Genomic DNA, 18,194 nt, shown 5'->3' on the forward strand with positions numbered 1-18,194 from the left:
CCCTTACCGCCACCCCGCACGGCCACCCGCCGGTCGAAGCGGCACAGCAAGGAGCCACCATGAACGCGGTCCCCGACATCACGCTCAACAACGGGGTGAAGATCCCCCAGCTCGGCTTCGGCACCTTCCAGATCCCGCCGGCCGACACCCGGGCGGCGACACTGACCGCGCTGGAGATCGGCTACCGGCACATCGACACCGCGGAGATGTACGGCAACGAGAAGGAGGTCGGCCAGGCGGTCCGCGACTCCGGGCTCGACCGGGACGACATCTTCATCACCAGCAAGCTGAACAACCCCTTCCACGAGCCCGCCGCCGCGCACGCCGCGTTCGACCAGAGCCTCGCGGACCTCGGGCTGGCCCACCTCGACCTCTTCCTCATCCACTGGCCGCTGCCCGCCCTCGGGAAGTTCGTGGAGACATGGAAGGCGCTGGAGGAGATCTACCGGTCCGGGCGGGTCAGGGCCATCGGCGTCTCCAACTTCCAGCCGCACCATCTGCGCCGCCTCCTGGAGGACTCCGTGATCGTGCCCGCCGTCAACCAGGTCGAGGTGCACCCGTATCTCACCCAGGACGAGGTGCGGGCGTTCAACGCCGAGCACGACATCGCCACCGAGGCGTGGTCCCCCATCGCCCAGGGCAAGGTGCTGGACGACCCGATCATCGTCGGCATCGCCGACACGGTCGGCCGGACACCCGCCCAGGTCACGCTCCGCTGGGCCCTCCAACGCGGGGACATCGTCTTCCCGAAGTCGGTGACCCGCTCGCGCGTCGAGGAGAACTTCGCCCTGTTCGACTTCGAGCTGAGCGAGGGCGACATGGCGGAGATCTCGGCACTGAACCGGAACGAGCGCACCGGTCTCGACCCCGACCGCAACAACGGCTGACATCCGCCCCGCCGTCCGGTCCGTAATGGATGTCCCAACTCCGCAACTCTCGGCGGAGAACGGCCGGTGAGTACGGCAAGATCGGTCGTATGACCGAACAACGGGGCAGCGCACCGCGACAGAGCGCTACGGACGAGACGATCGCGGCCCTGGCGGTCCGCCTCCGCGCGGCGGACACCGGCGGCTGGACGGCGGACGCGACACGGGCCCTGGTCGTCCGGCTCGGCTGGGGCTGGAGCGGCAGCCCCACCGTGGTCACCGGCCGCTCCACCGGCGACGCGCGGCTGCGGCCCGTGGGTAAGTTCGAGGAGCGGTACGTGAGCGGGGAGGCGTACGTCGAACTCGCCGTCCCCGTACGGCACACCGCGCCGGACGCTGCCTCCCAGGCGGAGGCGTTCCGGCTGGTCAAGGACGAGCTGACCGCCGCACTCGGCGAGGCGTCGATCATGGGTGTGCACGGGAGGCTGGCGCCGTTCCTCGGCACCGTGCCCGGCTGGGGCTCCCCGTACCTGCGCTGGCGTGGTGAGTCCGACACGATCGAACTGCGCGCGGGAGCGACGGGGCCCGAGCTGGTCCTCCAGCCCACCGACCCGGCCGAGAGCTGGTTCGTACGCCAGGGGAACGGCGACGAGCACGGCATCACCGGCTTCTTCGGCTTCCGGCCCGACGGGTCGAACGGCGGCCTCACCTTCCCCGGCGGCTGGCGGACCCGGAGCTGGGAGACGATGACCAGGGCCCTCGCCGCCTTCCTGACGACGCTGCCGGCCGAGACGACGGCGCTGCGGACCCCGATGTGGATGCCGATCTACGGCCGGATCGAGGGGAAGGGCGCGCCGATTCTCTTCGACATCGACTGCGGCGACCGGCTGATGCTCGCCTCCTTCGCGGACGAGTCCGTCGACCCGCCGTCGCTGGGCTGGGGCACGGCGGCCGAGTACCCGACGACCGGCCGACCTTGGCCCGACCCCGGCCACCCGCGGCTGCGCATCGACGCCGGCGGTCCGGGCGAGCCCGACGGCCAGGTGCTCGCCGAGACGATCGTGGCGACGGCCCGCGCGATGGGTGTGGAGTCTCCCGAGGACCTGCTCATCGGCTCCGAGGCCACGGACATGGGCGCGTACCGGGTCACGTTCTACGGTCTGGGACTGCCGATGGGCTGAGGCCACCGGAGCCTCGCCTCCGCGTACCCGGAGCACCGCCTTCGCGCACCGCGAACTGATCAACTCGCGGCCGCTGTGGCAGACTTCTCCGGACGGCCGGTGACGCCGGGGGAAGCCCTGCGACGGCGCTCGCACGCGTCGTACCGCCTCCCGTCGCACCACCACGCACCCAACGGAGTTTCGTATGACGGCAGGGACGCCCAAACCTCAGGTCGACACCAGCAAGCCGCACCCCGCACGGGTCTACGACTGGCTGCTCGGCGGCAAGGACAACTACGAGGTCGACCGTCAGGTGGGCGAGAGGCTGCCGGCCGAGTCGAGGGACGGTGCCCGCCAGAACCGGGAATTCATGCACCGCGCTGCCGCCTGGCTGGCCGGCAACGGCGTGACCCAGTTCCTGGACATCGGCACCGGCATCCCGACCGAGCCGAATCTGCACCAGATCGTGCAGGCGATCCTGCCGACGGCGCGGATCGTCTACGCCGACAACGACCCCATCGTGCTGCGGCACGCCGAGGCCCTACTCGTCAGCACGCCCGAGGGCTCGACCGACTACATCCAGGCCGATGTGCGCAAGCCGCAGGAAATACTGCAGTACGCCCGCGCCACCCTGGACTTCGAGCGCCCGATCGCGCTGTCCCTCATCGCGCTCATGCACTTCGTCCCCGACGACCAGGGCCCGTACGACATCGTCTCCAGCCTGGTGGACGTGCTCCCGTCGGGCAGCTATCTGGTGCTGTCCCACGCGGCGTCCGACCTGGTGCCGGAGCTGTCGGACAAGGTCGTCGCGGAGTACGCGAAGGGCGGCATCAGGCTGGGATTCCGTACCCACGCCGGGGTCGGCCACTTCTTCGACGGGCTGGACATGGTCGAGCCCGGACTGGTCACGGCGCCCGCCTGGTTCAAGGACACGGACGCGCCCAAGGACGAGATGAGCGGCATCTACGCGGGCGTGGCGCGCATCCCGTAAGCCGCGGGTCGCTGCACCCTCGCACGGCCCGGTCCGGCTTACGCTGCGGTGGCCCGACCGCCGACGTGAGACCGAGGTGCTGTGCGATGCCGACGACCCTGCGCAAGTGGGCATGGCTGCCGGTGCTGGCCGTCGGGCTCGGGCTGTACTTCCTGGTGCAGGGCACGCTGATCGACACCGGCAACGTGAACTACGTACCGTCCCTGATCCTGTTGGGCGCGCTCGTCGTCCCGCTGTCCTTCCTCACCTTCGTGGCGGGGCACACGGGCGAGTGGCGGATCGGGCCGTTCGTGCTGGGGATCGCGGCGCTGTTCGGCGGCGTGGTCGGGATCGTGGCCGCCGGACGGCTGGAGTTCGACACCCTCCGGGGCCTCGGCACACTGTCCCTGATCGGCATCGGCCTGATCGAGGAGTCGTGCAAGCTCATCGTCCCGGTGCTGATCCTGGTGTGGCAGTGGCAGCGCGGCACCGTGCGGGTCGGGGACGGGCTGCTGATCGGGGTCGCGGCGGGGATGGGATTCGCCGTACTGGAAACGATGGGGTACGCGTTCACCGCGCTGCTGGCGTCCCAGGGGAACATCGGGGACGTCGAGGAGACCCTGTTGCTGCGCGGACTCAGCTCGCCCGCCGCGCACATGGCGTGGACCGGGCTGGTCTGCGGAGCGCTGTGGGCGGCCGTGGCGGCGCGATGGTCCCTCGCGGCCACCGCACGGCTCGTCATCACCTTCGTGTTCGCGGTCGCCCTGCACGCGCTCTGGGACGGGGTCGGCAACCGGGCCGCGTACGTCCTGCTGGCCGCGGTCTCGCTGGGCTGGCTCCTCGTCGAACTGCACCGGAGCGACACCCTGTCCTGGGACCGCCCGGCCGCGGGCGCGAGGCCGGTACAGCGGCCGTGAGACCCGTACAGCGGCAGTGAGGCCCGCACGGCGGTCGTGGGCGGGGGTTAGGTTCTCTCCATGTACTCGACCCAGATCTCCCGGCGTGTACGGGCCCCGCGTGCCGCCGTCTACCGCGCGCTGCTGAACGCGGACTCCGTCGCGAAATGGCGGGCACCCGAGGGAATGACCACCGAGGTGCACGAATTCGAGGGCCGTGAGGGCGGGCGGTTCCGTATCTCGCTCATCTACGAGGCGCCGACGGCTACCGGGAAGTCCGGTGCGCGGACCGACACGTACCACGGGCACTTCGAACGGCTCGTGCCCGACGAACAGGTCGTGGAGGTGATCGAGTTCGAGACCGCCGATCCCACGATGCGGGGCACCATGACCATGACGACGACGCTCTCGGACGTCGAGGGCGGTACGGAGGTCCTCATGGTGCACGCGGGGGTCCCGGACGCGGTGCCGGTGGCCGACAACGAGATGGGCACGCGCATGTCGCTGGACAATCTCGCGAGGCTCGTCGAAGGCGACGGCTGACCGGCGACGGCTGACGGACGCGCGGTACAGGTGTGCCGGGAGGGGACGACGGTGTCTCAGGAGCGGCGGCCCGGTTTGCCGCGCCTGCCGCTCTTCGCACCGCCGGAACCGCCGCCCCGGGGATTGCCGCGGGGGTTCTTGCCCGTCGACTTGCCGACGCCGCGCTTGGGCGCCCCTCCGGATCCGGCCCTCGGCGCCGACTTGGCCTTCGACGCGGACTTCTCCGGCGCGGGGGCCGAGCGGCGCCCCCGTGAGCTGTTGACGGTGCGCCCCCGGACGATCCCGATGAACTCCTCGACCAGGTCGGTGGTCGCCTCCTCCGGCCACGACAGCGCGATGCGCGACTCGGGGACGTCGGAGACCGGCCGGTAGGTGAGGTCCTTGCGGTGGTGCAGCCGGGCGAGCGACTGCGGTACGACGAGAAGGCCCACGCCCGCCGCCACCAGCTCGACGGCGTCCTCCGTCGTGGCCGGTCGCTCGTTCGCGGGCCGGCCGGGCGGGCCCACCTCCCAGTCGAGGGTGTCGTCGAGGGGGTGCAGCACGATCTCGTCGGCCAGATCGGCGGCGGAGATCTCGTCCACGGCGGCTACAAGGTGGTCCTTCGGGACGAGCACCACCGTCGTCTCGGTGTAGAGCGGGATCGCGCTGAGGTCGGTCCGGTCGACCGGCAGCCGGACGAATCCCGCGTCGGCCCCGCCCGCGCGCAGTGTGTCGGCGACGGCGGCGGCGGGCACCCCGGTCAGGGTCAGCGGAGTGTCGGGCAGCCGCTCGTTCCAGATCCGCACCCACTTGGTGGGGGTCACCCCCGGCACGTACGCGAGCCGGAACGTGGGGGACGCGAGGGGTACCTCCGAGCCAGTCACACGGCCAGGCTACCGGTCGTGGTCAGAGGCCCGGCACGCGCTCGATAGTCTGGGCACCATGACGTCGCACCAGACCACCCAGACGATGAAACCCGCCACGGCGGCGAAGAAACTGGGTGTGTACCTCGAGGCCACCCCAGCCGATTTCCAGGAGGGTGTCGTCTCACGCAACGAGTTGAGCGCACTCCAGGCCGATCCTCCCGAGTGGCTGCTGGAGCTGCGGCGCGACGGCCCGCATCCCCGGCCGGTGGTCGCGGCCAAGCTGGGCGTCTCCATCGCGGGTCTCGCCCGTGGCGGCGTCACCGACGCCCTCACGACCGAGCAGATCGACGCGCTCAAGGAGGAGTTTCCCGCGTGGCTGCGACGCGAGCGCGCCACCCAGGCCGAGGTACGGAAGGAAGCGGCCCGTATCAAGGAGAAGAACGCGGAGCGGACCGCCGAGGCCCGCCGCCCGCGCTCCTGACGGCGACGGCGCGACGGCGCGACGGCGAGCGGCAGGGAACCCCGGCCGCTCGCCGTACATGATCACCGCGCCGGCCCGACCGCGTCGTCGGCCCGACCGCGTCGTCGGCCCGACCAACGTGCCGGTCCGACTACCGTGCCGCCCTGGTGCGGTCGGTCAGCAGGGACCAGATGACGAAGACGCCGATCGCGATGGTGATGACCGCCCATACGGGCTGGTAGGGCAGCCACATGAAGTTCGCGACGACGCTGATGGCCGCCACGCCCACACCCAGCACCCGCGCCCAGGGCGCGCCGCTGATGATGCCCAGTCCCGTGAGGATCAGAACCGCGCCCACCACCAGATGGATCCAGCCCCATGAGGTCAGGGTGAACTGGTAGGTGTAGCTGCCGTTGAGCGTGAAGACGTTGTCCCGGGCGATGGCGACGACGCCGTTCAGGACGCCCAGTACGCCGTCCACGAACAGCAGGACCCCGGCGAACATCGCCCCACCCGTCGCCCACGCGGTCCCGCCGTGGCCTTTGCGACGCGGTGTCTGATGTGCCCCCGAAGGGGTCGCGGTCTGTGCCATGAGAGCCTCCTCGGCCGAGTACGTGGCCCGCTCTCCGGACCACTCCGGCATGGGCCCGACAATCCGCCGCTCCGGCTCCCACGACCAGCCGGACTGGGCCATTGGAGTGAATGGCCATGGATCGGTACCGCGTACGTACGCGCCCGCGAATTTGCCGTTATTTTTCTCCGGGCCCTACAACCATTCGGCCTTTCGGCCCACTTCAATTCATCCTGAAAACAGTGTGGGAATTGGCGGAACTATTTCTTTGCCGGGGCAGTCTTAGGCGGTGACCAAACGGCTCCGCGACAGACCTGGACCGAGACCACGTCGCGGCGCCGGACTACGGGGAAGGCACATTCTCATGCGCACTCGCATTCGCACGACGCTCATCGCCACCGCGGGCCTCGCCACCGCGCTCTCGCTGGTCGCGATCACCCCGGCCCTGGCCGGCGCGACCGGCCCGTCCGGGAAGGTCGCCGCACCGTCGCACAGCGTCGCGGCCGCCGCCGCGCCGGCCCAGGGCGACCCGCGCGCCGTCACCGACCGCGTCGCCAACTTCTACGGCTCGTACATCGACTCCGTGTACGACCTGGAGGACCCGACGGCGAGCGCCAACGCCAAGGCGCTGAAGAAGTTCTACCTGAGCGCCGCCGCGCAGAAGAAGGTCGCGGCGTTCGAGGCGAAGGAGCACGCCAACGGGATTCTCTTCGCGCAGAACGTGCCGGTGAAGTGGAAGGTCACGTACACCGGTTCGGGCGCGGGGCACGCCACCGCGCTGGTCACGCTGACCTGGAGCGACGGCGAGAACCCCGGGATCAGCAAGATCAAGGTCCAGTCGGATCTGCGGACCCGCAAGATCACGGATCTCGCTCCGGCCAACTGACATCGGCGCGGGCCGGTTTCCGGCCGGCTGAGGCCGGTGGTCGGAGGGGCGGCAGTCGGGGACTCCCGGCCGCCGCCCCTGTGTCGTTCCTCGTCATTCCTCGATGTGGATGGCGAGCGCCGGACAGACGGACGCCGCGTGGCGGCTGTCGGCGGCCTGGTCGGCCGGGGGCTCGGCGTCGAGGAGTACGGCGATGCCGTCCTCGTCGCGCTGGTCGAACACCTCCGCCGCGGCGACCACGCACTGTCCGGACGCGACGCACTTGTCCTGGTCGAGGGTGATCTTCATGAGGGCTCCTTCGGTGGGGGCTGGTCGTGGGCCCGGCCCGGCCGGGCCGGTCGCGGTGGAGTCACCAGGTGACGGGGAGTTCGTAGACCCCGTACACGCCGCCGTCGTGCTTGAACGGGATCTGCTCGATGTCGGCCGCGAGCCGCAGCGTGGGAACGCGCCGGTAGAGGGTGCTGTAGACGACCTGGAGTTCCAGCCGGGCCAGCGGCTGGCCCAGGCACTGGTGGACGCCGAAGCCGAAGGCCACGTGCTGCCGGGCGTCGCGCTCGATGTCGAGGCGGTCGGGTTCCGGGAAGACGCCGGGGTCGCGGTTGGCGATGTCGTTGGCGATGACCAGGCCGTCGCCGGCGCGCACGCGTAGACCGGCGATGTCGATGTCTTCGAGCGCGACCCGGCGGCGGCCGTTGTGGACGATGTTGAGGTAGCGCAGCAGTTCCTCGACAGCCGAGGCGACCAGCTTGGGGTCGTCGGAGTCACGCAGGAGCGCGAGCTGGGTGGGGTGTTCGAGCAGCGCGAGCGTACCGAGCGCGATCATGTTCGCGGTGGTCTCGTGTCCGGCGATCAGCAGCAGCACGCCCATCTGGGCCGCTTCGTGCCGGGTCAGCTCCCCCGCCTTCACCCGCACGGCCAGGCTGGACAGCACGTCGTCGGCCGGTGTGGCGAGCTTCTCGCCCATGAGGTCGTCCAGGTAGTCGAGCAGCCTTCGGAAGGCGTCGTTCCGCTCCTGCGGGTCGTTGTCCCGCTTGATGAGGATCTTGCTGTTGTCCTGGAAGAAGTCATGGTCTCCGTAGGCGACTCCGAGCAGTTGGCAGATCACCAGCGAGGGCATCGGCAGGGCGAACGCCTCCACCAGGTCCACCGGTTTCGGACCGGCGAGCATGTTGTCGATCAGGTCGTCCACGATCCGCTGGACGGCCGGTCGCATGGCCGCCACCCGCTTGATGGCGAAGGGCGCCGTCACCATGCGGCGCAGTCGGGCGTGCTCGGGGTCGTCCAGCATGATGAAGCTGGCCGACGGGGCGTCGGGAGGGAGCGGTGCCTGGAGCGGGTAGCCGGGCCGTTTCATGTCGGCGCTGACGCGGGGGTCGGCGAGCAGGGCGCGCCCTTCGGCGTAACCGGTCACCAGCCAGGGGGTGCTGTCGTCCCACATCCGGATCCTGGTGAGCGGCGCCTCCTTCCGCTGGGCGACCGCCACGGGGGGCGGGTCGAACGGGCAGCCGGCCGCCCGGTCCATCGGGAAGTGCGGGACTCCGGCCGGGGTCTCGCCGACTGATCCGACAGTGCTGGTCATGTGTCTCCTCCAAGGGGGTTGGGGCGTGGGGGTGTTGTGGGAGGGTCCGGTTGTCTGTCAGTGCGGGGCGGGGTCTGTCAGTGCGGGGCGGGCGTCCGGGCCGGTCCGGTGGTGAGGGCGTCGGCGACGTCCTGGCGGCGCAGGCGGGTCTGCTTGGGCATGTTCCAGCCGAGTACGCCGGTGACCCGGCCCTCGCGGCGGTAGCGCGCGACGAATCGTCCGGTCGCCGGGTCTCCGTCCACGACGGTCATCTCGGCGTCGGCACCGGTGGGAACGACGCCGTGCACCTGGATCTTCGTGTCGAACTGGTCGGTCCAGAAGTACGGCACGGGGGTGTACGCCCGGTCGCCGCCGAGGATGTTGGCCGCGACGGCCATGGCCTGTTCGCCGGCGTTGGTCCGGTTCTCCAGCCGCAGCAGCGCGCCGAGCCGGTCGTGGTGCCAGCGCGCCACGTCCCCGACGGCGTACACGCCCTCGCCCGCCCGGCAACGGGAGTCGCAGACAAGGCCGTTGTCCACCCGCAGGCCGCTGTCCTGGAGCCAGTCGGTCACCGGGTCGGCGCCGATCGCCACCACGACGAGGTCCGCGGGCAGCACCTCACCGTTGTCGAGACCGACGCCGGTGACGGTGCCGGCGCTGCCGACCAGTCCGCGGACCCCGGCGCCCAGCCGTAGCCGGATTCCCCGTGCGGTGTGCAGTTCGGCGAGCAAGTCGGCGACGCCGTGGCCGAGTTGGCCGGCCATGGGCGCGTGCTGAGGTCCCGCGACGGTGACGTCGAGACCCATGGTGCGGGCGGTGGCGGCTATCTCCGCGCCGAGCACGCCGTCCCCCACGACCACGAGTCGTCCGGCGCCCAGAAGTCCGGCGCGGAGCGCGAGCGCGTCGTCGAGGGTGCGCAGCACGTGGACCCCGGTAAGACCGGCCTGCCCGGGGAGGGTGCGGGGTCTCGTACCGGTGGCCACGACGACCGCGTCGGCGCGCAGGGCGCGTCCGGACCCGGTGCGCACGGTGCGGGTCGCGGCGTCCAGGCCGACCGCCGGGTCGCCGAGGATGAACTCGGCGTCCAACGCCGACAGCGCTTCCCGTGGGCGCAGTTGGGCTCTGTCGGGCTGCCAGGTGCCGGCGAGTACCTGCTTCGACAGCGGTGGCCGGTCGTACGGCGTGTGTGTCTCGGCGCCCAGCACCGTCACCTTGCCGGTGTAGCCGTGGCGTCGTAACGCTTCCACGGTGGTCAGCCCGGCGGCGGACGCGCCGACCACCAGCACGTCGGCGGCCTCGCGGTGTGGGGTGCGCGGTGTCCGGTCCACCGTTGCTGTCATCGTCGGAACTCCTCCGTCTGCGGTTCGGCGAGGAACGTGGGGTCGCAGGGGTGGCCTCGACAGCGCCCAGGGCATGAAAGGGCTCAAGGGCGAGGCGATCAGGGGTGGGGAGTGGTCGGGGGGTGAGCTGTGGTGAGGGTGAGGGGTGGTCAGGGCTGTGTGACGGGGGCCGCCCAGAGCCCGACGATCGCGTCGATCAGGCCCGTCCCGGCGTCGTGCCAGTTCGACCGTGGAGTGGCGGCGCCGAGGGCGAGCGCGCGCTCCCGCTCGGCGCAGACGTGCACCATCAGCTGGCGGGCCATGTCGCCGCGATCGGCCCGCACTTCGGCCGGCAGATCCGGCAGGGACGTGTCGAGCCCCTGAATGATTCGGTGCAGCGAGGGCGCGGTGAGCGATTCCTGCGTCATGATCTCGCGCAGACCGGGGTCGGTCATCGCCTGGGCGGAGAACCGGGCGTGCCACGTGGGGCTGCCCAGCTCGGCGAGATGGTCGGTGACGGGGCGTACGAGACAGGCCACCCAGTCCCGTACATCGGGGGAACCCCCGACGTCGGCCACCATGCGCTGCCGGAGTTCCTCGATCGGCTCCGCGTGCTTGCGTGCGATCGCCCGTACGAGATCGGTCTTCGTACCGAAGTGGTAGCCGACAGCGGCGTTGTTGCCCTGCCCGGCCGCTTCGCTGACCTGTCGGTTGGAGACCGCGAACACTCCGTGCTCGGCGAACATGCGCTCCGCCGTGGCGAGAATCAACTCCCGCGTCGCGTCGGCGCGTTCCGCCCGGCCGGTCTTCCCTCTCACGGGCACGAGAGTACCGGCACTCTGCGCGGAGTCACCCATCGCACATCCTCGTGGTCGGCTTCGAGTACGTGATCAGTTAACCGCCGCCTTCCAACTAAAGCAAGCGACTGACTTAATCTCGCCGTAGGGGCCTCCGCACCCGGCGCCGAAAACTCTGCCGCCGTCCGGCATCGGAGTGGTCTCCGCCGCGACTCGGTTATCGAGAGGCGTCCGGCGTCTATGGGTGCAGTGTCCGAAAGTCCCCGTAGCACCGTAGAAAGAGAAGTCCCATGCGTATCCGTACAGCAGTCGCCGCCACCGCGCTCGCCGCCCTCACCCTCCTCGGCAGCGCCGGCGCCGCCTCCGCCAACGACCGGGGCGGGGAGCACGACGGCAACAGCATCGTGAACAGCGACTTCGTCGCCACCTGGATCCACGACAGCTTCAACACGGTCATCGTCTTCGGCGACAACCTCTGAGACCCCTCGTACGCAGTCGTCGGCCACCCGCCGTCAGCCGCGGGGGGCCGACGGCCGTTTCGGAGTCGGCGACCGGTCAGAGTGAGCCGGGGACGACGAAGAGGCACCAGGTGACGAGGGGGCCGACGACGGCGATCCCCAGGCCCCAGGTCATGAGGCGGCGGAAGACCAGATCGCGCTGGTCCGCCGGGGTGTTCGCGGTCACCAGCGCGCCGCTCGTGGAGAACGGCGACGCGTCCACGATCGACGCGGATATGGCCAGCGCGGTGATCAGCCCGACGGCTCCCACCTGGCCGGTGAGCAGGAAGGGCACCGCGAGGGGGATCAGCGCCCCGAGCATGCCGGTGGTCGAGGCGAAGGCCGACACCACCGCGCCGATGAGACAGATCAGCAGGGCTCCCAGGAGTGGGGCGTCGATGCTCGCGACCCGCGTCCCGAGCCAGTCGATGGTGCCGAGGCGCTCCAGCTGGCTCACATACGTGACGATGCCGCACACCAGCAGCACGGTGGACCACGCGCACTTGTCCACGGCGCCCTTGGCCGACGTCGGCGCGACCAGGGTCAGGACGACGGAGATGGTGAGCGCCATCAGGCCCACGTCCAGGTCGAAGAAGAGGGCGCCGGCGACCAGGGTGAGCAGTCCGAGGAGGGTCAGCGCGCGCGGGAGGTCGAGGCGGAGGGGCTCCCGCGACGGGGTCCCTCCGGCCGCCTCGGCCGGGGCGCCCGCATCCTTCCCGGTGGCCGTCGCTATTCGCCCGAGCAACTGCCGGCCGCCGAAGAGCAGGAAGACGATGACGCACAGGCCGACGTTGAACAGGAACGAGGCCGTGAACAGCAGCGCGGGGTTGCCGGGCAGATCGTTGCGTTCGACCACGTTGTTGGTGATGCTGCCGAAGACCCCGATGGGCGAGAAGCCGCCCGCGCTGGCCCCGTTGGCGATGAACAACCCCATGAGTACGGGGCTGATGCCGTACGTCACGGCGAAGCCGAGCCCGATCGGCGCGACGATTCCGACGGCCGCGGGCGTGACCGCGCCGACCGCCGTGAGGACGGCGGTGACCAGGAACATGACCCAGGGAATGAAGGCGATCCTGCCGCGCACCGCCTTCACGGCCGCGTCGATGAGCCAGTCGACGGTGCCGTTGCTCTTCGCGATCCCGAACAGGAGGGTCACGCCGACCAGCACGACGAACAGGTCGCCGGGGAAGCCGGAGAAGATGTCGTCGCTGGACTCGTCGGCCACCGTGGAGCCGACGATGAACGCCGCGACGATCGCGAGGACGCCCAGGTGAACCGCGGAGAAGGTCGCGACGGCGAAGATCAGTACGAGGGCGATGATGGAGATGACTTGGTCTGACACGAGGGCTCCCTTGCCGTCGGCCGAAGGTCATGTCGCGGTGCACCGGGGCATGCTGGTGCCCTGGCGCGTCGGGGCATGACGAGGGGTGCGCGCGGCACCGGAGATGCCGGGACGTGAGACGGCGCGCGAACGATTCCCCAAGGTCCCGGGCCGGCCCAGGGATGGGTGATTCATTCCGCCAGGCGGAAATTGATTTCCGCAGTCGGGAGTATTGAAGAGGTTTTCCGGCGGCGTCAAGGGGCCTGCCGGAATCCTTCGCGACGGGCGGGGCGGGGACCCGTCCGGTCGGACGGTGAGCGGCCGAGGCGGCCCGGCCCTTCGTCGTACGACGGGAACGAGGCGGCCCGGCCCTCGTCGGACAGCCGCCCCGTTCCGCTGAAATCCCCTGGTGGGCGGCCCCGTTACCCTGGTGGACCGCCCCAGATCAGCCCTGGCGCGAGTGCCCCAGCGCCGCGCTGACCTGACGCGCCGTCTCGCTCACCAGCGCGCCGTGCGCGGCGGTCGACTCCGGGGTCATCCGGCTCGTCGGCATGTTGACGCTGATGCTCGCGATCGGCGTACCCGACTCGCCCAGGACGGGGGCCGCGACGGCGGAGACGTCGTCGCGCCATTCGCCGCTGTTGGTGGCGTACCCGCGCTCCCGGATCAGCGCCAGCTCGGCGAGCACCGCGTCCCGGCCCGTGAGGGTGGCGGTCGTGAACTCCTCCAGCCCCGAGGTCAGTTGGCGCTCGATCACCTCGGGTGCGCTCGCGGCGAGCACGGCCTTGCCGTTCGCGGAGGCGTGGAGCGGCAGGTGTGTGCCCAGGGCCAGGATGATCCGGACCGCCTTCGACGTCTCCAGGCGCTCGATCAGCACCACCTTGTCGCCGTCCGGCACCGTGAGATGAACCGTCTCGTCGGTGCGTCTGCGCAGCTCCTCCATCATCGGCACGGCCACGTCGCGCAGGCTCAGCTCCCCGGTGGCACGCCGTCCGACCTGCAGCGCCTTGGTGGTCAGGACCCAGCGGGTGACCTCGCCGCCGGCCGGGCGGATCCAGCCCGCGGTGTCCAGGGTGCGCAGCGCGCGCTGCGCCGAGCTCTTGGGCAGATCGAGGGCGCGGGCCAGGTCCGCGACGCCCACCGGCTGCCGTGCGGCGACCTCTTCCAGTACCCGAAGTGCGTTGAGAACGCTCTGCATCCGTTGACTCCCGAGTGGTTGGCTCATATGCTCCGCCGTGCCATCTTACGACACACCGTGCCACATAGTGGCACGCTTTTCAAGGGAGTTGGCCACCGTGACCACTCACACCGGGCGGCACTTCTTGCAGATCCCCGGCCCCACCAACGTCCCCGACCAGGTACTCCGCGCCATGTCGGCGCCCACGATGGACCATCGCGGCCCCGAGTTCGCCGCGTTCACCACGAACCTGCTCGCCCGGCTCAAGCCGGTGTTCGGCACCTCAGGGCCCGTCGTGGTCTTCCCCGGCTCCGGCACCGGAGCCTGGGAGGCCGCCCTCGTCAACACCCTCAGCACCGGCGACCGCGTCCTGCACCTGGAGACCGGCCACTTCGCCACCCTCTGGCAGCGCATGGCCACCGACCTCGGTCTCTATGTCGACTTCGTGCCGGGCGACTGGCGCCACGGCGCCGACCCGGAGGCCGTCGCCGAACACCTCGCGGCCGACACCGCCCGTACGATCAAGGCCGTCTGCGTCGTGCACAACGAGACATCGACCGGCGTCACCAGCCGGATCGCCGAGATCAGGCAGGCGATGGACGCGACGGGACACCCGGCGCTGCTCCTCGTCGACACCATCTCCTCGCTCGGCTCGATCGACTACCGGCACGACGAATGGGGGGTCGACGTCACGGTGGCCGGCTCCCAGAAGGGGCTGATGCTCCCACCGGGCCTGAGCTTCAACGCGATCAGCGAGAAGGCCCTCGCCGCCTCCCGCACCTCGGGACTTCGCACGTCGTACTGGGACTGGCAGCCGATCATCGAGGCGAACCGGCGCGGCTTCTTCCCGTACACCCCCGCCACCAACCTGCTGTACGGGCTCGACGAGGCACTGCGGATGCTCGCGGCGGAGAGCCTGCCCGCGGTCTTCGCCCGGCACGACCGGCACGCCGCCGCCACCCGGGCCGCCGTGCGGGGATGGGGACTTGAGGTGCTGTGCGCCGACGACCGCGAACACTCCTCCGCGCTCACCGCCGTCCTCGTGCCCGACGACGTGGACGCCGACAAGGTGCGGGAGATCATCCTCGACCGGTTCGACATGTCCCTGGGCGCCGGACTCGGCAAGCTCGCCGGACGGATCTTCCGCATCGGTCACCTGGGGCACTTCAACGACCTGACGCTCGCGGGCACGCTCGCCGGGGTGCAGATGGGTCTCCAACTGGCAGGCGTACGTATCGATCCGGGCGGGCTCAACGCGGCGCTGGACGTCCTGAGCGCGGGCTGAACACCGAGGAGGTTGCCGAGCATGACCGTCACCAGGGGCGAGCGCCCCACGCACGACAGCGCGGAGAGCCAGGAGCTGGCCCGCACGCTCCAGAGGGATCTCAGCGGGGATCTCGACGGAGAGGCCCAATTCGACGACTACACACGGCAGTTGTTCGCACGCGACGCCAGCATGTACGCGATCACCCCGCTCGGGGTGGTCTTCCCCCGGCACGCCGACGACGTCGCCGCGGCGGTCGCGGCCGCCGCCGCCCACCAGGTGTCGGTGGTGCCGCGCGGCGCCGGGACGAGCCTGGCCGGCCAGACCGTCGGTCCCGGCCTGGTCCTGGACCTGTCCCGGCACATGAACCGCGTCGTGGAGCTGGACGCCGGCAGCGGTACGGCGCTGGTCGAGGCCGGAGTCGTACAGGACCAGCTCAACCGCGCCGCGAGCCCCTGGGGGCTGATGTTCGGCCCGGACACCTCGACCAGCAACCGCGCCACGATCGGCGGGATGATCGGCAACAACTCCGCCGGCAGCGGTTCGGTCCGCCACGGCATGACCATCGACCACGTCCGCGAACTCGACGTGGTGCTCTCCGACGCGAGCCGGGTCCGGCTGGACCGCGTCGACGAGGCGACACGCGCGCACCGGGCCACGCGGACCACCCTGGAGGGCGCGCTCTACCGGGAGTTGCCCGAGATCGTCCGGGCCAACCACGCGGCCATCGCCGACGGCTTCCCCGCCCACTGGCGCCGCGCCTGCGGCTATCGGCTGGACCGGCTGGCCCGCGAGGACACCAGCTTCGACCTGGCCAAATTCGTCGTCGGCTCGGAAGGAACGCTGGCCGTCGCGACCAGCGCGCTGGTCGACCTGGTGCCCAAACCGAGCCGTACGGTGATCGCCGTCGGCCACTTCACCTCCGTGGCCGGCGCCATCGACGCGACCCAGGACGCGCTCGCCTGCGACCCGGCCGCCGTGGAGCTGATGGACCGGACGATCCTCGACCTGTCACGCCGCAAGATCGAGTACGCGGCGCTGGGCGAACTCCTCAACGGGGATCCCGAGGCCCTGCTCTTCGTCTCCTTCAGCGGTGACGACGAGGCCGAGCTGCTGGGACAGTTGAAGCGGCTCACGGGACTGTGGTCCCGGAACGGGCACGGCTATCACACGCTGCGGGCGGTCACCCCGACCCAGCAGGCGTCCCTGCTGAAGGTCCGCAAGGCGGGCCTCGGCCTGCTGATGGCGGCCAGCGAAGGCACCAGGCGCCCGCTGGCGTTCGTCGAGGACACCGCCGTCGATCCCGTCCATCTCACCGAGTACACCCGCAGGTTCAAGGAAGTCCTCGACCGGCACGGGATGACGGCCGGCTTCTACGGGCACTGTTCGGTCGGCTGTCTGCACATCCGGCCGTATCTCGACCTCACCGATCCGGCGGACGTGGTCAAGATGCGCAGCGTCGCGGTGGAGATCAAGGATCTCGTCGCCGAGTACGGCGGCGTCAACTCCAGCGAGCACGGCGACGGGCTGGCCCGGAGCGAGTTCAACCGGGAGATCTTCGGCGACGCGCTGTACGAGGCGATGCGGCAGGTCAAGAAGCTCTTCGACCCGGACAACGTGCTCAACCCCGGCAAGATCGTGGACGCGCCCTCGATGACGGACAACCTGCGGGACGTGACACTGCTCCCCGTCGAGCCCCTGCGCACGCGGCTCTCCTTCGAGGTCGTCGGCGCGGGAGCGGCGCCGGGAGCGGGCGACGGCGGCGGGGGCGCCATGCGGGCCGCGGCGGACCGGTGCATGAACATCGGCCTGTGCCGCAAGTCCGGCAGCGGCGCCATGTGCCCCTCGTACATGGCCACCCGCAAGGAGGAGGACTCCACCCGCGGCCGGGCCGCCGCCCTGGTCAAGGCCCTGTCCGAACCGGACCCGCGCGCCGCGCTCGGGGACGAGCGGCTGCACGAGGTCCTGGACCTGTGCCTGATGTGCAAGGCGTGCAAGAGCGAATGCCCCCTCGGCGTCGACATGGCGACCCTCAAGAGCGAGGCGCTCTCGCACCACCACGACATCCACGGAGTGCCGTTGCGCTCCCGCGTCTTCGGGTCGATCCGGTTCCTCAACCGCATGGGCTCGGCGACCGCGCCGCTGTCCAATCTGCCGGGGCGCATCCCCCTGGTACGCCGGCTGATGGACCGTACGGTGGGCATCGCCCCGGCGCGACCGCTGCCCGTCTTCGTACGGCAGAATCTGACGCGCTGGTTCCGCCGCCGTAAGAACACCACGCATCCGATCACCCAGGGCACCGTCACCTACCTCGCCGACTCCTTCACCACCTTCACCGAGCCGGACATCGGCCGGTCGGCCGTCCAACTCCTGGAGCGGGCGGGATGGGACGTACGGCTGGAGAGCGGCGTCTGCTGCGGCAGGTCGAGCCTCTCCAAGGGCCTGGTGGACGACGCGAAGAAGAAGGCCCGCCACCTGGCGGACACCCTCAGCAAAGCGACGGAGGCGGGCTCACCGGTCGTGGGCTGCGAACCCTCGTGCCTGATGACCCTGCGCGACGAGCACCTGTCCCTGCTGCCGGACGACCCGGCGGTCAAGGACATCGCGGGGAGGGTGCGGCAGGTCGAGGAGTTGCTCGTCGAAGCGATCGACGACGGACGGCTGCGACCGCGCGAGGACTCCTGGCTCGCCGGGCGCACCCTCATGTATCACGGCCACTGCCATCAGAAGGCGGAGGTGGGTACGGCGGCGACCGTCGCGCTGCTGAACCGTATCCCCGGCGTGACGGTGGTCGAACTGGACGCCGGGTGCTGCGGGATGGCGGGGTCCTTCGGCTTCGAGTCGGAGCACTACGACGTGTCGATGACGGTGGGCGAGGACCGGCTCTTCCCCGCGATCACGGCCGAGCCGCAGGACACGGTGGTGGTCGCCACGGGGGTGTCCTGCCGCCAGCAGATCTTCCACGGCACGGCGCGCGACGCCTGGCATCCCGTCCAGTTGCTGTGGGAGGCCGTCGCTCCGGAGGCCGGTCAGGGGCCGCCGAACTGACGTCCCGGCGGAGCCC

The 18,194-nt window shown here is 70.6% G+C and carries 18 protein-coding genes; 10 read left to right on the forward strand and 8 right to left on the reverse strand.

Annotated elements, in window-relative coordinates:
* Window positions 1–59: 59 nt before the first annotated feature.
* From ACFUN8_RS21710 to ACFUN8_RS21730, 5 genes are all read left to right on the forward strand, one after another.
* On the forward strand, window positions 60–887 hold the full coding sequence (locus ACFUN8_RS21710) for an aldo/keto reductase (protein WP_383640125.1): 828 nt from the start codon (window positions 60–62) through the stop codon (window positions 885–887).
* A gap of 89 nt (window positions 888–976) precedes the next feature.
* Entirely contained in the window at window positions 977–2,047 is a 1,071-nt protein-coding gene (locus ACFUN8_RS21715) for a hypothetical protein (RefSeq protein WP_383640020.1), read from the forward strand.
* 184 nt (window positions 2,048–2,231) lie between these two features.
* The gene (locus tag ACFUN8_RS21720; protein ID WP_383640023.1) at window positions 2,232–3,017 is read left to right on the forward strand and encodes an SAM-dependent methyltransferase; all 786 of its coding nucleotides are present in this window, start codon (window positions 2,232–2,234) and stop codon (window positions 3,015–3,017) included.
* Between the two features lie 86 nt (window positions 3,018–3,103).
* Window positions 3,104–3,913 (forward strand): PrsW family intramembrane metalloprotease, encoded by an 810-nt coding sequence (locus ACFUN8_RS21725; RefSeq protein WP_383640026.1) that lies wholly within the window; start codon window positions 3,104–3,106, stop codon window positions 3,911–3,913.
* Between the two features lie 60 nt (window positions 3,914–3,973).
* Entirely contained in the window at window positions 3,974–4,435 is a 462-nt protein-coding gene (locus ACFUN8_RS21730) for an SRPBCC domain-containing protein (RefSeq protein WP_383640028.1), read from the forward strand.
* Between the two features lie 56 nt (window positions 4,436–4,491).
* Here ACFUN8_RS21730 and ACFUN8_RS21735 read toward each other — a convergent pair whose 3' ends face one another.
* A complete protein-coding gene (locus ACFUN8_RS21735) occupies window positions 4,492–5,298 on the reverse strand; it encodes a LysR family substrate-binding domain-containing protein (RefSeq protein WP_383640031.1) in 807 nt (268 codons plus the stop codon).
* A 58-nt stretch (window positions 5,299–5,356) separates the two neighbouring features.
* Here ACFUN8_RS21735 and ACFUN8_RS21740 point away from each other — a divergent pair, with 58 nt between their 5' ends.
* On the forward strand, window positions 5,357–5,761 hold the full coding sequence (locus tag ACFUN8_RS21740) for a DUF5997 family protein (RefSeq protein ID WP_383640034.1): 405 nt from the start codon (window positions 5,357–5,359) through the stop codon (window positions 5,759–5,761).
* A gap of 130 nt (window positions 5,762–5,891) precedes the next feature.
* Here ACFUN8_RS21740 and ACFUN8_RS21745 read toward each other — a convergent pair whose 3' ends face one another.
* Window positions 5,892–6,332 (reverse strand): hypothetical protein, encoded by a 441-nt coding sequence (locus tag ACFUN8_RS21745; RefSeq protein ID WP_382559325.1) that lies wholly within the window; start codon window positions 6,330–6,332, stop codon window positions 5,892–5,894.
* A gap of 343 nt (window positions 6,333–6,675) precedes the next feature.
* Here ACFUN8_RS21745 and ACFUN8_RS21750 point away from each other — a divergent pair, with 343 nt between their 5' ends.
* Window positions 6,676–7,197 carry a hypothetical protein gene (locus ACFUN8_RS21750; protein WP_383640037.1) on the forward strand — a complete coding sequence of 174 codons (522 nt, stop codon included), beginning with the start codon at window positions 6,676–6,678 and terminating at the stop codon, window positions 7,195–7,197.
* A 93-nt stretch (window positions 7,198–7,290) separates the two neighbouring features.
* Here ACFUN8_RS21750 and ACFUN8_RS21755 read toward each other — a convergent pair whose 3' ends face one another.
* The 4 genes from ACFUN8_RS21755 to ACFUN8_RS21770 all read right to left on the reverse strand — a co-directional run bounded on the left by ACFUN8_RS21755 (window position 7,291) and on the right by ACFUN8_RS21770 (window position 10,892).
* Window positions 7,291–7,485: a ferredoxin gene (locus tag ACFUN8_RS21755; RefSeq protein ID WP_069627339.1), complete on the reverse strand. Its 195-nt coding sequence runs from the start codon at window positions 7,483–7,485 to the stop codon at window positions 7,291–7,293.
* 61 nt (window positions 7,486–7,546) lie between these two features.
* On the reverse strand, window positions 7,547–8,776 hold the full coding sequence (locus ACFUN8_RS21760) for a cytochrome P450 (RefSeq protein WP_383640040.1): 1,230 nt from the start codon (window positions 8,774–8,776) through the stop codon (window positions 7,547–7,549).
* A 77-nt stretch (window positions 8,777–8,853) separates the two neighbouring features.
* On the reverse strand, window positions 8,854–10,095 hold the full coding sequence (locus ACFUN8_RS21765; RefSeq protein ID WP_383640043.1) for an NAD(P)/FAD-dependent oxidoreductase: 1,242 nt from the start codon (window positions 10,093–10,095) through the stop codon (window positions 8,854–8,856).
* 149 nt (window positions 10,096–10,244) lie between these two features.
* Window positions 10,245–10,892, reverse strand: a complete 648-nt coding sequence (locus tag ACFUN8_RS21770) for a TetR/AcrR family transcriptional regulator (protein WP_383640046.1) — start codon at window positions 10,890–10,892, stop codon at window positions 10,245–10,247.
* 269 nt (window positions 10,893–11,161) lie between these two features.
* Here ACFUN8_RS21770 and ACFUN8_RS21775 point away from each other — a divergent pair, with 269 nt between their 5' ends.
* Window positions 11,162–11,350, forward strand: coding sequence for a hypothetical protein (locus ACFUN8_RS21775; protein ID WP_383640048.1), 189 nt, complete (start codon window positions 11,162–11,164; stop codon window positions 11,348–11,350).
* Window positions 11,351–11,426: 76 nt separating this feature from the next.
* Here ACFUN8_RS21775 and ACFUN8_RS21780 read toward each other — a convergent pair whose 3' ends face one another.
* Together ACFUN8_RS21780 and ACFUN8_RS21785 are read right to left on the reverse strand one after the other, a co-directional pair.
* Window positions 11,427–12,710, reverse strand: a complete 1,284-nt coding sequence (locus ACFUN8_RS21780) for an SLC13 family permease (RefSeq protein WP_383640051.1) — start codon at window positions 12,708–12,710, stop codon at window positions 11,427–11,429.
* A 424-nt stretch (window positions 12,711–13,134) separates the two neighbouring features.
* Window positions 13,135–13,887 (reverse strand): IclR family transcriptional regulator, encoded by a 753-nt coding sequence (locus tag ACFUN8_RS21785; protein ID WP_383640055.1) that lies wholly within the window; start codon window positions 13,885–13,887, stop codon window positions 13,135–13,137.
* A 97-nt stretch (window positions 13,888–13,984) separates the two neighbouring features.
* Here ACFUN8_RS21785 and ACFUN8_RS21790 point away from each other — a divergent pair, with 97 nt between their 5' ends.
* Window positions 13,985–15,151 (forward strand): pyridoxal-phosphate-dependent aminotransferase family protein, encoded by a 1,167-nt coding sequence (locus tag ACFUN8_RS21790; RefSeq protein ID WP_383640057.1) that lies wholly within the window; start codon window positions 13,985–13,987, stop codon window positions 15,149–15,151.
* Window positions 15,152–15,172: 21 nt separating this feature from the next.
* Entirely contained in the window at window positions 15,173–18,178 is a 3,006-nt protein-coding gene (locus ACFUN8_RS21795) for an FAD-binding and (Fe-S)-binding domain-containing protein (protein WP_383640060.1), read from the forward strand.
* The last annotated feature ends 16 nt before the right edge of the window (window positions 18,179–18,194 follow it).

Origin of the sequence: Streptomyces sp. NPDC057307, from assembly GCF_042667665.1 — a bacterium.
Classification (GTDB): Bacteria; Actinomycetota; Actinomycetes; order Streptomycetales; family Streptomycetaceae; genus Streptomyces.